Annotated in this window: 11 protein-coding genes and 1 tRNA gene; 4 read left to right on the forward strand and 8 right to left on the reverse strand. The window is 71.2% G+C overall.

Going from position 1 to position 13,550, the window contains the following annotated elements:
- The 3 genes from CR165_RS18310 (at position 1) to CR165_RS18320 (ending at position 1,955) form a co-directional block, all read left to right on the forward strand.
- Positions 1-1,041, forward strand: a complete 1,041-nt coding sequence (locus CR165_RS18310) for a DUF4340 domain-containing protein (protein ID WP_109518387.1) — start codon at positions 1-3, stop codon at positions 1,039-1,041.
- Complete coding sequence (locus CR165_RS18315) at positions 1,038-1,472, forward strand: NUDIX hydrolase (RefSeq protein ID WP_109518388.1); 435 nt, start codon at positions 1,038-1,040, stop codon at positions 1,470-1,472. Before CR165_RS18310 ends, CR165_RS18315 begins: the two co-directional genes overlap by 4 nt.
- A 66-nt stretch (positions 1,473-1,538) precedes the next feature.
- On the forward strand, positions 1,539-1,955 hold the full coding sequence (locus CR165_RS18320; protein ID WP_109518389.1) for a cupin domain-containing protein: 417 nt from the start codon (positions 1,539-1,541) through the stop codon (positions 1,953-1,955).
- Positions 1,956-1,997: 42 nt separating this feature from the next.
- On the opposite strand, the gene msrP is transcribed toward CR165_RS18320, so the two are convergent.
- The 4 genes from msrP to CR165_RS18340 form a co-directional block, all read right to left on the reverse strand.
- Entirely contained in the window at positions 1,998-2,948 is a 951-nt protein-coding gene (gene msrP, locus CR165_RS18325) for a protein-methionine-sulfoxide reductase catalytic subunit MsrP (protein ID WP_109518390.1), read from the reverse strand.
- 58 nt (positions 2,949-3,006) lie between these two features.
- Positions 3,007-4,473, reverse strand: coding sequence for a glycosyltransferase family 39 protein (locus CR165_RS18330; RefSeq protein WP_109518391.1), 1,467 nt, complete (start codon positions 4,471-4,473; stop codon positions 3,007-3,009).
- On the reverse strand, positions 4,473-5,561 hold the full coding sequence (locus tag CR165_RS18335; protein ID WP_109518392.1) for a glycosyltransferase family 2 protein: 1,089 nt from the start codon (positions 5,559-5,561) through the stop codon (positions 4,473-4,475). Before CR165_RS18335 ends, CR165_RS18330 begins: the two co-directional genes overlap by 1 nt.
- A 783-nt stretch (positions 5,562-6,344) precedes the next feature.
- On the reverse strand, positions 6,345-7,736 hold the full coding sequence (locus CR165_RS18340; RefSeq protein WP_219929783.1) for a hypothetical protein: 1,392 nt from the start codon (positions 7,734-7,736) through the stop codon (positions 6,345-6,347).
- Positions 7,737-7,844: 108 nt separating this feature from the next.
- Here CR165_RS18340 and CR165_RS18345 point away from each other — a divergent pair, with 108 nt between their 5' ends.
- Positions 7,845-8,870 (forward strand): GlxA family transcriptional regulator, encoded by a 1,026-nt coding sequence (locus tag CR165_RS18345; protein ID WP_109518393.1) that lies wholly within the window; start codon positions 7,845-7,847, stop codon positions 8,868-8,870.
- A gap of 552 nt (positions 8,871-9,422) precedes the next feature.
- On the opposite strand, the gene CR165_RS18350 is transcribed toward CR165_RS18345, so the two are convergent.
- From CR165_RS18350 to gyrA, 4 genes are all read right to left on the reverse strand, one after another.
- Positions 9,423-9,498: transfer RNA gene (locus CR165_RS18350), tRNA-Lys, on the reverse strand.
- 71 nt (positions 9,499-9,569) lie between these two features.
- Positions 9,570-10,091, reverse strand: coding sequence for a peptidylprolyl isomerase (locus CR165_RS18355; RefSeq protein ID WP_109518413.1), 522 nt, complete (start codon positions 10,089-10,091; stop codon positions 9,570-9,572).
- Between the two features lie 57 nt (positions 10,092-10,148).
- Positions 10,149-10,679, reverse strand: a complete 531-nt coding sequence (coaD, locus tag CR165_RS18360; RefSeq protein ID WP_245906567.1) for a pantetheine-phosphate adenylyltransferase — start codon at positions 10,677-10,679, stop codon at positions 10,149-10,151.
- On the reverse strand, positions 10,672-13,446 hold the full coding sequence (gyrA, locus tag CR165_RS18365) for a DNA gyrase subunit A (RefSeq protein ID WP_109518414.1): 2,775 nt from the start codon (positions 13,444-13,446) through the stop codon (positions 10,672-10,674). Before gyrA ends, coaD begins: the two co-directional genes overlap by 8 nt.
- Positions 13,447-13,550: the final 104 nt, after the last annotated feature.

The raw sequence follows: 13,550 nt of genomic DNA on the forward strand, positions 1-13,550 counted from the left end.
ATGCAACGCCGATCCCTCCTGATCCTGGGCGGTGCCGCCCTCGCCTCTGCCGCCGCCGTGGTGGCGCTCGGCCCCGGCGGCCCGCCGCCGGCCGAGACCGGCGCGGCGCCGCTGATGTTCCGCGACCTCGCCACCCGCCTGCAGGGCGCCATGCGCATCGAGGTGGTGCGGCACGCGCAGAGCCTCGCCGTGCAGCGCCAGCCGGGCGATACCTGGGTGCTGCCCGAGGTGGCGGGCTACCCGGTGCGGCCCGAGAAGGTGCGCGAGCTGCTGGTGGGGCTGACCGAGCTGCGCCTGGTGGAGCCGCGCACCGCCAACCCCGAGATGCTGGAGCGCCTCGGCCTGCAGGATCCGGACAAGCCGGGCTCCACCGGCGCCCTGCTGCGGGTGCTGGACGGCACCGGCGCGCCGATCGTGGCGCTGGTGGTGGGGCGCCGCCGCGTCCGCACCCAGGGCAACGTGCCGGAGAGCGTCTATGTCCGCCGCGCCGGCGAGACCCAGTCCTGGCTGGCCGAGGGCCGCCTGCCGCTGGATGCCGACGCGCAGCTCTGGATCGACCGCGACCTCGCCAACCTCCCGCGCGAGCGGGTGCTGCGGGTGCGGGTGGAGCGCGAGGATGCCCCCGCCCTGGTGCTGGCCAAGGGCGAAGGGCCGGATGGCCGCCTCGCCCTCGCCGAGCCGGCCGCCGCGCCGCCGCTGGAGCCGACGCGGCTCGACGCCGTGGCCAACGCCTTCGAATTCCTGACGCTCACCGATGTGCAGCGCGCCGCCGACATCCCCGGCACGCGGCTGGGCCGGGCGCGGTACACGCTGACCGACAATCTCGGCATCACCGTCACGCTGCACGAGCAGGGCGAGCAGGTCTGGGTGCTGCTGGAGGCGAGCGGCGACGCCGAGGCGGAGCGGCTGAACGCCCGCTGGCGCGGCTGGGCCTATCAGCTCGGCGCCTGGAAGCGCCGCGCCTTCCTGCCGACGCTGGAGGAATTGCGGCCGGAGGAAGCCCCCGCCGCGCCCGCCCCTGCCCCCCGGCCGGCGCCGTGAGCAGCCGGGAATATCCGGACCGGCCCTGGGTCGGCATCGGCGTCATCGCCTTCCGGGGGGAGGATGTGCTGCTGGTCCGCCGCAGCAAGCCGCCGCGCATGGGGGAATGGTCGATCCCCGGCGGCGCCCAGCACCTGGGCGAGACGGCCGAGGCCGCGGCGCGGCGCGAGCTGATGGAGGAGGCCGGCATCACCGTCGGCCCCCTCACCGTGGCGGTGGTGGTGGACGCGCTGAACCATGACGAGGCCGGGCGCGCCCGCTTCCACTACACCATCATCGACTTCGCCGGGCAGTGGACGGGCGGCGAGCCGGTGGCTGGCGACGATGTCAGCGAGGCGCGCTTCTTCCCGCCGGAAGAACTCGCTGGTCTCGGGCTGTGGGAGGAGGCGGTCCGCGCCATCGCCGAGGGGCGGAAGCGGCTGGCCGGCTGACCCCCGCCGGAGGCGAGACTCGCCGCAGCCCGCGCCCTATGCTGGGTCCAGCCTCAAAGGTGGACCATGGCTGAGCACATCGATTTCGGCTCGCTCCAGCTGCGCTTCCTGCGCGACCGGCACGAGACGGGCGGCAGCCTCGACATGTTCGAGATGACCCTCCAGCCGGAGGGGCGCATGCCGGTGCCGCACTACCATGAAAGCTGGGAGGAGACGGTCTATGGCCTCTCCGGCACCGTGACCTTCACGGTGGAGGGCCAGGACCGGGAGGTGGGGCCGGGCGAGAGCCTGTTCATCCCGCGCGGCGCGGTGCATGGCTTCAGCAACCGCAGCGGGGCGCCGGCCAGCTGCCTCTGCATCCTCACCCCGGGCGTGCTCGGCCCCGAATACTTCCGCGAGCTGGCGGCCCTGCTGAAATCCGGCAGGCCGGACCCGGCAAAGGCGCGCGAGATCATGCTGCGGCACGGGCTGGTGCCGGCCTGAGCGGCAAGGCCCAGGCCGTGCAGCAGCCGCCGTGCCGCAGCCTCAGAGGTAGAGCTTTTCCTTCTCCAGCCCCGCATAGAGGCTGGCGACGTATTCGCCATAGCCGTTGAACAGCTTCGTCGGCACGCGCTCATTGCTGCCGAGCAGCCGCTCATGCGCCTGGCTCCAGCGCGGATGCGGCACCTCGGGGTTCACATTGGCCCAGAAGCCGTATTCCGTCGGCTGCAGCTGCTCCCAGAAGGAGACAGGGCGCTTGTCGGTGAAGCGGATGGTGGTGATCGCCTTGCCGCTCTTGAAGCCGTATTTCCACGGGAACAGCACACGGATGGGGCCGCCATTCTGCGGCGGCACCGGCTTGCCGTAGAGGCCCACGGCCATGAAGCACAGCTCGTTCGCCGCCTCGGCCAGGGTGCAGCCCTCGACATAGGGCCAGGGGTACCAGCTCTGCCGCAGGCCGGGCATGGTGCCGCGGTCGGCCACCGTGTGGAACTCGACGAACTTCGCGCCGGATTGCGGCCCGGCCAGCTTCAGCAGCTCGGCCATCGGGAAGCCGGTCCAGGGCACGGTCATCGCCCAGGCCTCGACGCAGCGGTGCCGCAGCACCCGCTCCTCCAGGCTCACCTTCTTCAGCAGGTCGTCGAGGCCGAGCTCCTGCGGGTTGTCCACCATGCCTTCCAGCTTCAGCGTCCAGGGGCGCTGCGGCAGGCGGGCGGCGGCGGAGGCCACGTTCTTGCTGCTGCCGAACTCATAGTAGTTGTTGTAGCTGGTGGCGTCCTTCTCCGGCGTCAGGGCGCGCTCGGGGCGGAAGGCGGGGTTGCGCATGGCGGCCATCGGGCTGGCCGCCTGCTGCGCCCGCGCGCCCTGCCAGGGCAGCGCCGCGCCAGCGGCAATCAGCCCGCCGAGGCCCAGCGCCTTGCGCCGCCCCAGCACCAGATGCTCCGGCGTGGCGGCGGATTCGGGCAGTTCCCAGCCCCGGGGAATGCGGATCGGCATGGCTCGTCTCCCTGAACCTTTCCCAGCATGTAGGCCGCCCGCGGGAGAGGGAAAGGCCTCAGCGGCGGGCGGGCAGCAGCACCAGCGGCGGGGCCGCCGCATCCGCCGGCACCACCACGCGGTGCAGCCGGTAGCGTTCGGCCTCGATGCCATGCCGGGCGCGCGTCACGCCCCCCTCCTCCACCGCACCCGGCCAGAGCGGCGGACCGCCGCGACGCTCGCTGCGCACCAGCAGCCCGGTGCCGCCGGGCGGCGGCGCGGCGAGGTCGAACAGGTCCCACCGGTCGCCGAGGGCGACGACGCGGGTGGCGGGCGGCAGGTGCAGCGCCAGCTCGCTGGCCAGGCCGTATTCCTCGGCGGCGATGAAGGCGGCGCCGCGCGCCGCGCGCTCCGCCTCCAGCGTGGCGGCGAATTCGGCCCAGCCGCCGAGCCGCGCCAGGGTGGGGTCGCTGCGCCGGGGCAGCGGCAGCGGCGCGAAGGCGGCCTGCACCAGCACCAGCAGGGTCAGCCCCAGCCCCAGCGCCACGCCCGGCCGGCGCCAGCGTGCCCAGCGGGCGCCGAGGCAGCCCGCGGCGGCGAGGCAGGCGGTGGGGTAGAGGATGGCCGGCCAGTTGCCCTGCACCCGGCTGCCGGTGGCCTGCCACAGGAACAGCAGCGCCGTGGGCACGGTGATGGCGGCGAGCAGCCCGGCCGCCGCCGCGCCCTCGCCCCGGCGCCACCACAGGCGGCAGGCGGCCACCGTGCCGGCGACGCAGAGCAGGAAGATGATGGGTGTGGCCAGCCCCGCCTGCCCGCCCACCAATTCGCCCAGGTAGCGCAGCGCGGAGCCGGTGGCGGTGGCGCCCGCCCGTCCGCCCTGCTTGGCGAAGCTCACCCAGTCGTGCCGGGCATTCCAGAGGATGACGGGGCTGAACACCAGCAGCGCCAGCGCGCCGCCGGCCCAGAGGCGCCAATCGGCCAGCCAGCGCCGCGCGCCTGGTTCCAGCAGCAGCCACAGCACCACGCCGCCGCCCAGCAGTACGGTGGTGTATTTGGACAGCAGCCCGAGCCCCGCCAGCAGGCCGAAGGCCAGCCACCAGCGCCCGTCCTGGCTGGCCTGCAGCCGCGCCAGCGCCCAGAGGGCGGCGCACCAGAACACCAGCAGCGGCGTGTCCGGCGTCATCAGCACCGCGCCGGCACCGAAGAGCAGCGTGGCGTTCAGCAGCGCCGCGGCCCAGGGCCCGGCCTGCCGGCCAGGAAAGAGACGCTCCCCCGCATCGGCCAGCAGCAGCGAGGCGGCGGCGACGCCCAGCGGCCCAAGCAGCCGCAGCCCCAGCGCCGTGTCGCCCGCCACGGCAGAGCCGAACGCGGTCCACAGCGCCACCATCGGCGGATGGTCGTAGTAGCTGAGCGAGAGGGCACGGCCCCAGACCCAGTAATAGGCCTCGTCCGGCGCCGGCGGCAGCCACCACGCGGCGGCGAGGCGCAGCAGGGTCAGCGCCGCCAGCGCCCACAACCAGGTGGCGCCGCTCCAGCGCGCGCCCATCAGCGAGCCCGCCAGACGAGGGTGGCGGAGACGGCGTAGTTCCACACCACCGTCAGCAGCGCGCCGGCCGCACCGGCCAGGCCCCAGCTCGCCAGCTCGTCGCGCATCAGCAGGTCGGCGACGCCGACATTGGCCGCCACGCCGACCCCACAGACCAGGTAGAACACCGCCAGCCCGCGCCACAGCGCGGCGCCCCGCAGCCTCACGTCGCTGTAGGTGATGCGGTTGTTCAGCACGAAATTCGCCGTCATCGCCACGAGGCTGGCCACCCATTGGGCCTGCGCGAAGGGCAGCGGCCCCAGCGCCAGCGAGAGCACCGCCAGATGCACCACGATGCCGATGGCGCCCACGGCGGCGAAGGCCAGGAAGCGCAGCGGCAGCAGCCCATGCGACCACTTGTCCAGAAGCAGGGCCAGGAAATCGAGCAGCACCGTGGCATCGAGCTTGGATTCGCCGGCCTGGCGCGGGCGGAAGGTGTAGGGCAGCTCCACCACGCGCAGCTTGCGGCCGGCGGAGAGCAGCAGGTCCAGCAGGATCTTGAAGCCCCGGCCGGTCAGGCGCGGCGCGATCTCCTCGGCCAGCGGGCGCGGCAGCATGAAGAAGCCGCTCATCGGGTCGGCCACCGGCACGGGAAGGAAGAACTGCGCAAGCGTGGTGCCGCCATCGCTGATGCGCCGCCGCAGGGAGGAGAAGCCCTCCGCCGCCTCGCCCCCCGCCACATGGCGGCTGCCGATGGCGACATCCCCCTCGCCCGCCCGCAGCGCTGCCAGCATGCGTGGCAGCAATGTCTCGTCGTGCTGCAGGTCGCCGTCGATGACTGCAACATAGCTGGCCGAGGAAGCAAGCATGCCCTCGACGCAGGCCGAGGACAGGCCGCGCCGGCCGACGCGCCGGATGCAGCGGATGCGCGGGTCCCGCGCCGCGATGCCGCGCGCCACCTGGGCCGTGCCGTCGGGGCTGTTGTCATCGACGAAGATGGCTTCCCAGGCGATTCCGCCAAGCGCCGCCTCCAGCCGTTCCACCATGGGCGCGACGTTGGGGGCCTCGTTGTAGCAGGGAATCACGACGGTGAGTTCGGGCGACGGCATGGTGGGGCGTGCTTAGCGCCCTTGCCGCCGGGGCACCAGCAACGGAGCGTGACGCGGCTTTCCGCTGGCCGCGAACCGGAGGATGTGCCGGTCCTCCTGCCCTGCCTGCGGCTGTGATGGTGCAGGCCCGGGCAGTCCCCATGCCTTCAGGGTCGTGCCAGAGGTCTTCGCGGGCAGCCCAGCCTTTCCGGCGGGCCTGGCGGGCGAATGCTGCTGTGCCGGTGACGTGCCGCGCGGTGGCGGCCGGAACCCTTCTCTTTCGTTGCCTGTCGGGCGCCTTGTGTGGTGGGTGCGTTTGCGGGGGAAGTTCGGGCTTTGCGGGACAATAGTTTACAATAATTTTCTTTATACGACTACTGGCAGGAAGTGAATGAGGCAGGAGAGACATAGGGAGGACGGCATTGTTGCGGCAGGCGACGGGACAAAATCCTGGGATGGTCCGCAGGGCACCAGGCAAGCGGCCACAGGCGGGCATGCAGGGGAAAGGCTCACTGCGGGTCCCTGGCCTGCCGTGACGGCTGGAGAAAGCCCCGGCCTTTCCCCTCCCCCAAGCGGCGGTGGAGATGGCGGCGTGCCGTGCCAGCGCCACGTCCCGGTCGGCCGTGGCGTGCGCCCAGTGGTGCCAGGGGGAGAAAGGCCTGGTGTGGCGAGAAGAGCATCACCCCCTCCCCTCCCTGGGCAAATACCATCGCCGGGCAAGTCGCGCCCTGGCGGCACCTGGCCTTTCCTTTGCGCGCCAGGTGCCACTCGCCTGCCGGCCCGCACTCGCCTGCCGGCGCGTCCTCAACGCCAGTTTCGGTCGTGCTCGGCATGGGTGCGGAGATAGGCTTCCGGCGTGAAGTACCGATCGTAGAACTCGGTGTCGAGCCGATGGGCCTGCAGGTAGGTTTTGAGGAAGACCGGCGGCACCGTCGCGGGGAAGCGGCCGAAGGTCGTGAACACATACTCGGCCATCAGCGCGGCAATCTCGATCGCCTCGGCGTCGATCGCGGCGGCGCCGGAGCGGATCGCGGCATTCTCCCGGTAGGGCCCGCCCTGCTTCGGGTCGAAGGGGCTGCCCGCGCCGAATTTGCGCGCGACCGCCGCCTCCACCGCCGCGCGCATGCTGGCGTGGTGCGGCGGCACATGCGCCTCGAACACCCCGGGCAGCCCGGTGACATGCGGCAGCGGGTTGTTCGGCAGCATGTCGAAGCGGAAGCCGAGGCCCGGCACGGCCGGATCGCCGCTCGCCCCCAGCACCGTGAAGGGATTGAGCCCGGTGTACATCCACCCGCCGAGGCCGAGCGCCTGCAGCATCAGCGCGCCCGCATAGCAGGCCGTGCCCATCTCCACCGACACGTCCGTGAGCGCGACCTGCTCGAGGAAGGTCATGGGGTAGGCGGCCTCCAGCTTCAGCCGGTGCGCGTAGCGCTCCAGCCCGGGGATCGGCCGGCCGTTCACGTCGTCGTAGATGCCGGTGCCGTTCTGCACGAGGTAGAGCAGCAGCAGGATGACGTGTTGCGCGAGGTCGGCCACCGGGAACACCACGGTCGAGCCCGGCACGTTCGCGCACCAGGTATTGTGGCCTTCCATATGCGGCATCGCCGCCGGGATGTTGAGCCGGCCATCGGCCAGCTTCACGATCCGCGCGCGGTGCGCGTCGAGCCAGGCACCCAGCTCCGTGCCCGCAGCGGCCGGCACCGGGGTCATGTCCCGCGTCGGCAGGAAATACACCCCGGTGTCATCGGTGAAGAAGAACTCCGAGGTGTTGAAGCCGGCCGAGGACGGAAAGCTGCGCCCGCCCGCGGCGGTGATGTAGTTGGGCAGGCGGGGCGCGTAGCCGGGATGGTGGGCGAACAGCTCCACCCAGCCGGTGTTCCCGGCGATGGTGGCGATGAGCAGCATCTGCTCGAGCGGATCCAGCGCTTCCGGCGCCTGGCGCGAGGCGAAGGCGAGCGGCCCCGCAGGGATCGACGCGCCCTTGGCGAAGCGGCGGGACCGGCGGCCGTGGATCGCCTCGATCAGCGGGAAGGCGGCCGCCTTCGCCAGGCCGCGCGGGCGGTTGCCGAGTGAATCCAGCAGGGTCCTGCCGCGCGCGCCCAGGGCATCCGCCTGGGCAAGACCCAGCCCGCCGAGGACCGCGCCGGCGCCGAGCAGCGTCGCGCCGTACAGCTTGCGTCTTGTGGTGTCGAGCATCGAAGCCTCCGTTCCGCATGGTTGCGGTGCCTGTCCTTCGCATGCGGCCTTCGCGAGGCGTCAGACGCGGAATCGACGGAACCGGTCCGGACATGCCAAGCTGGCCTCATGATCGCGCCTCGTGCCCCGGCCCGCATCTCGGTCTGTCTCGTGGCCGTGCCCGAGATCGCCACGGGCGTGCTGAACGGCCTCTACGAGGTGTTCTCCTTCGTGGGCTCAGGCTGGGAGATGCTGACGGGCTGGCCACCAGGACCGGCCCGCTTCCTGCCGCGGATCGTCGCCGCGGACCGGGCGCCATTCCGCAACCTGGCCGGGCTGCCCATCGCTCCGGAGCTCGGCTTCGCCGAGGTGAAGCAAACCGATATCGTGGTCGTCGGCGACCTCGCCCTGGCGCGGGACGAGGACACCCGTGGACGGTGGCCGGAGGCGGTGGCGTGGCTCCAGCGCCAGCATGCGCAGGGCGCGCTGGTCTGCTCGGTCTGCACAGGGTCGCTCATGCTGGCCGAGGCGGGGCTGGTGGAGGGCGAGGAGGCGACCTGCCACTGGGCGGCAACCGACCAGATCCGCCGCCGCTATCCCGGTGTCCGCCTGCATCCCGAGCGCGTGCTGGTGACGGCGGGGGTCGATCACCGGCTGGTCACCGCCGGTGGTTCGGCCTCCTGGACCGACCTTGCGCTCTACCTCGTGGCCCGCTTCTGCGGCGAGGAGGAGGCGCGGCGGACCGCCAAGCTGTTCCTGTTCGGGGACCGCAGCGACGGGCAGTTGCCCTTCGCCGCCCGCGTCCGGCCACGCCAGCACGAGGATGCTGCTGTCGCGGCGGCTCAGCTCTGGATTGCCCGGAACTACGACTGCGCCCATCCGGTGGCCGGGATGACGCAGGTCTCCGGCCTGGCGCCCCGGACCTTCATCCGCCGCTTCCAGGCAGCGACGGGCTATGTTCCGCTCGACTACGTCCAGTCGCTCCGCATCGAGGAAGCCAAGCAGATGCTGGAAACCTCGGACGCGCCGATCGACGCGGTTGCCGCGGAGGTCGGCTACACCGAGCCCGCCGCCTTCCGCCGTGTCTTCAAGCGGGCGACCGGTATCGCTCCGAACCAATACCGGCAGCGCTTCCGCTGGATGTCGGCGGCCTGACCGCCCTGGGAGGAGCTGCTGTTCCGCGGGCTTGGAGGGCGAGCGCGTGCCCCGGTGCGCCGGCTCTCCGGCGATGACCTCGCCGCCGAGGATGCGGCCTGGCAAGGCCACACCGTGAGGGGCGGCCATCCACCTCGGCCGATCGGCTGCGCCCCGCAGCAGGCGGGCGGTGTCATGCGCCTTCGGGCACCCATGCCGGCCTGATCGGCACCAGGCCGGGCGCGGCCTGCGTTTGGGGCATCGGCCGTGGCGCGGCACTGTCCTGCTCGCCAGGCCCGGCCCACCTGCGGGCGGGAGGCTTGAGCTTCGCCTTGAAGGCAGGTCCCACGTCCCTCCTCCGCAGGAACCCAGGGGCCATGCCGATCCGCTTCCCTTTTGGGGAGCAGCAATGAATTCCTGATTTTACAGGGTCGGGAGAATTGGGATCCAATCGTCCAGATCCCCAGCTCTGGAAGGTCCGTTCCAGACCCAGGATCACTCTGCCAACCCAGGCGGAACCTGGATCTCCAGACGGCCTCGGCTTGGCCACAGAGCGAGTTTCCGAGAAGGGAATGGTGTGCCCGCAGGGACTCGAACCCTGGACCCCAAGATTAAAAGTCTCGTGCTCTACCGACTGAGCTACGGGCACATGGGGAGACGGGCGGGAGAAACCCTCCCGCGCCGCCCCTGTCAAGTCTCGCGATATGCCGCGAGGGCGGTTCAGGCCGCGTCGGCGGCGATCTGCGCCTTCATCAGGCGGTCCGGCTCGCGCACCATGCCGCTCTGGCCGGCGCCGCGCTTGATCTTGTCCACGAACTCCATGCCCGAGGTCACCTGGCCCCAGATCGTGTACTGGCCGTCCAGGCTGGAGGCCGGCGCGAACATGATGAAGAACTGGCTGTTGGCGCTGTTCGGGTTGGCGGTGCGGGCCATGCCGCAGACGCCGCGCAGGAAGCGCGCCTTGGCCGGCGGGCTGAACTCGGCGGGAAGGTCGGGCAGCTGGCTGCCGCCGGTGCCGGTGCCCGTCGGGTCGCCGCCCTGCGCCATGAAGCCTTCGATCACGCGGTGGAAAGGCGTGCCGTCATAGAAGCCCTGGCGCACCAGGGTCTTGATGCGCTCGACATGCTGGGGCGCGAGGTCGGGGCGCAGCTTGATGACGACGCGGCCATCCTTCAGATCGAAGAACAGCGTGTTCTCGCGATCGTCCTGGGCGGCGGCCTCGTTGGTGGTGGCTTCGGTCATCATGATCCCCGTGATGGCGATGGAACTGGCGAGCAGGCTGCGACGGCGCATCCTGTGTCACTCCCCTTGGTGTGGCGCGCGTACCCGGGCAAGGGTGCGCTCACGCGTCAGATGCGGCACGAAGGTGGAGATATCCCCCCCCAGCCGCGCGATCTCCTTGACGAAGCGCGAGGAGATGAAATGGTTGCCCTCGCTGGCCATCAGGAACAGCAGCTCGATCTCGGGATCGAGCCGGCGGTTCATGCCGGCCATCTGGAACTCGTAGTCGAAATCGGTGACGGCGCGCAGGCCACGCACGATCACCTCGGCGCCAACGTCCCGCGCGAAGCCGACCAGCAGCCCCTCGAAGGGCACCACCTCGATGATGGTGCCGGTGCGTCGGGCGATGATCTCCGCCTCGGCGCGCACCAGCTCCACGCGCTCCTCCAGCGGGAAGAGAGGCCCCTTCCCCGCATTCATCGCCACGCCCACCACCAGCCGGTCCAGGATGCGGGCGGCGCGGTGGATGATGTCGACATGCCCGTTGGTGATCGGGTCGAAGGTGCCGGGATAGATGCCGCTGCGCGTTGGGCGCCTCGTCTCAGACACCGGCCTCGTCCTCCACATCCGCCTCGGGCGCCGCGCCGGCCGGGTCCTGCACCTGGTCCTGATCCTGCCCCTGCTCCTCGACGACGGTGAAGCAGGAGGTGACACGCTCCTCCCCATCCAGCCGCAGCATCATCACGCCCATGGCCGAGCGGCCGGTGACGCGCACCTGATCGACCGGCAGGCGGATCAGCCGGCCATTGTCGGTGACGAGCATCACGTCGTCGCCCGGACGCACCGGGAAGGTGGCCACCACCTCGCGCCCCGTGCGCTTGACCAGGGTGATGTTGGCGATGCCCTGCCCGCCCCGGCCGGTGACGCGGTACTCATAGGCGGAGCTGCGCTTGCCGAAGCCGCCATCCGTCACGGTGAGCAGGATCTCCTCCTGCTCCTCCAGCTCGGAGAAGCGCTCGGGCGAGAGGGCGATCTCGGTGCCCGCCTCCTCGGCATTCTCCTCGGCGAGCGAGGCCTCGGCCTCGGCCGCCGCCTCGGCGCTTTCCTCGGCGGTGCGGCGCTTCTGCGCGGCCTGCTTCAGATAGGCGGCGCGCTCCTCGACGCTGGCATCCACATGCCGCAGCACGGAAAGCGCGATGACCTCGTCCTTCGGCGCCAGCCGGATGCCGCGCACGCCGGTGGAATCGCGGCCCGCGAAGACGCGCAGCGTGTCCACATCGGCGACGAAGCGGATGGCCCGCCCGCCGCGCGTGGCCAGCAGCACATTGTCGCCCTCGCGGCAGGTGGAGACGCCGATCAGGCTGTCCCCCTCGTCCAGCTTCATGGCGATGAGGCCGGAGGAGCGGACATTCTTGAAATCGGACAGCCGGTTGCGGCGGACATTGCCCTGCGCCGTGGCGAAGACGAGGTGCAGGTTCTCCCACAGCCCCTCATCCTGCGGCAGCGGCAGCACGGCGGTGACGTATTCCTCCGCCTGCAACTGGAGAAGCTGGCGCAGCGAGCGGCCGCGCGCGGTGGGGCCGGCCTCGGGCAGCTTCCACACCTTCTCGCGGAAGGCCATGCCGCGGCTGGTGAAGAACAGCACCCATTGGTGGGTGTGCGCGTTGAAGCTGCGGATGACGACGTCGTCCTGCCGCATGTTGGCGCTGCTGCGGCCGCGCCCGCCGCGATTCTGCGCGCGGAAGGTCTCGAGCGGCGTGCGCTTGACGTAGCCGTCGCGCGTCAGCGTCACCACCATCAGCCCGGGCTCGATCAGGCTCTCATCGTCCTGGTCGGCGAGGCCATCGACGATCTCGGACAGGCGCGGATTGGCGATCTGCGCACGCACGGCGCGCAGCTCCTCCGCCATCAGCTCCAGCCGGCGCGGGCGGGAGGAGAGGATGTCCAGCAGCTCGCGGATGCGCCCCGCCACCTCGTCCAGCTCGGCGTTGATCTTGTCGCGCTCGAGGCCGGTCAGGCGCTGCAGGCGCAGCTCCAGGATGCCGCGCGCCTGCGCCTCGGTCAGCTTCACCGTCTCGTCGACGACGATGTTGCCGGAATCATCCACCAGTTCCAGCAGCGGCCCGACATCGGCGATCGGCCAGTCGCGCGCCATCAGCGCGGTGCGGGCGGTCACCGCGTCCGGGCTCTCGCGGATCAGCCGGATCACCTCGTCGATGTTGGCCACGGCAATGGCGAGGCCCACCAGCAGGTGGCCACGGTCGCGGGCCTTGGCGAGGCGGTAGCGCGAGCGGCGGAGGATCACCTCCTCGCGGAAGTCGATGAAGGCGAGCAGCGCCTGGCGCAGCCCCATCTGCTGCGGCCGCCCCTCGTGCAGGGCGAGGAAGTTCACCGCGAAGGAGGTCTGCAGATTGGTGTAGCGGTAGAGGTGGTTCAGCACCACCTCGGCCGTCGCGTCCTTCTTCAGCTCGATGACGATGCGCAGGCCGGAGCGGTCGCTCTCGTCGCGCAGGTCGCTGATGCCCTCGATCTGCTTGGTCCGCACCAGATCGGCGATGCGCTCGATCAGCGTCGCCTTGTTGACCTGGTAGGGGATCTCGGAAATGGCGATCAGGCTACGCCCGCCGCGCATCTCCTCGATCTCGGCGCGCGCGCGCAGGATGACGCTGCCGCGCCCCGTCTCGAAAGCCGAGCGGATGCCGGCGCGGCCGAGGATCAGCGCCCCGGTCGGGAAATCCGGCCCGGGGATGATCTGCATCAGCGCTTCGAGGGTGGTGTCGGGGTCCTCGATCAGCTTCAGCGTCGCGTCGATCACCTCGCCCGGGTTGTGCGGCGGGATGTTGGTCGCCATGCCGACGGCGATGCCGTTGGCGCCGTTCACCAGCAGGTTCGGGAAGGCGGCGGGGAGGACGCGCGGCTCCTCGGCGCTTTCGTCGTAGTTCGGCGCGAAGTCGACGGTGTCCTCGTCGATGCCTTCCAGCAGCGCGGCGGCGGATTTGCCGAGGCGGGCCTCGGTGTAGCGCATGGCCGCCGGCGGGTCGCCGTCCATCGAGCCGAAATTGCCCTGGCCGTCGATCAGCGGCACGCGCAGCGAGAAGGTCTGCGCCATGCGCACCATGGCGTCGTAGATCGCGCTGTCGCCATGCGGGTGGTACTTACCCATCACGTCGCCGACGACGCGGGCGGATTTCTTGTACGGCTTGTCCGAGGTGAAGCCGTTCTCGTTCATCGAGAACAGGATGCGGCGGTGCACCGGCTTCAGCCCGTCGCGCACATCCGGCAGGGCGCGCGCGACGATGACGCTCATCGCATAGTCGAGGTAGGAGCGGCGCATCTCCTCCTCGAGCGCGATCGGCAGGGTGCCTTCCGGCGGAATATGGGCGGCGCGCCCGGTTCCGTTGTCGCCCGTGCCGTTGTCGCTCTCGCTCACGCGGTCATCCCATGCAGCAAAGTGGGGGGTGGGCCGGCCCGGCGCGAGGC

Source organism: Teichococcus aestuarii, assembly GCF_003116135.1.
In the GTDB taxonomy this organism is placed as follows: domain Bacteria; phylum Pseudomonadota; class Alphaproteobacteria; order Acetobacterales; family Acetobacteraceae; genus Pseudoroseomonas; species Pseudoroseomonas aestuarii.

Excerpts from the sequence above, each read along its gene's own strand:
- CR165_RS18345 (WP_109518393.1), top strand. The coding sequence starts at position 7,845 with ATGATCGCGCCTCGTGCCCCGGCCCGCATCTCGGTCTGTCTCGTGGCC.
- msrP (WP_109518390.1), bottom strand. The coding sequence starts at position 2,948 with ATGCCGATCCGCATTCCCCGGGGCTGGGAACTGCCCGAATCCGCCGCC.
- CR165_RS18320 (WP_109518389.1), top strand. The coding sequence starts at position 1,539 with ATGGCTGAGCACATCGATTTCGGCTCGCTCCAGCTGCGCTTCCTGCGC.
- CR165_RS18340 (WP_219929783.1), bottom strand. The coding sequence starts at position 7,736 with ATGCTCGACACCACAAGACGCAAGCTGTACGGCGCGACGCTGCTCGGC.
- CR165_RS18330 (WP_109518391.1), bottom strand. The coding sequence starts at position 4,473 with ATGGGCGCGCGCTGGAGCGGCGCCACCTGGTTGTGGGCGCTGGCGGCG.
- CR165_RS18335 (WP_109518392.1), bottom strand. The coding sequence starts at position 5,561 with ATGCCGTCGCCCGAACTCACCGTCGTGATTCCCTGCTACAACGAGGCC.
- CR165_RS18310 (WP_109518387.1), top strand. The coding sequence starts at position 1 with ATGCAACGCCGATCCCTCCTGATCCTGGGCGGTGCCGCCCTCGCCTCT.
- CR165_RS18355 (WP_109518413.1), bottom strand. The coding sequence starts at position 10,091 with ATGACCGAAGCCACCACCAACGAGGCCGCCGCCCAGGACGATCGCGAG.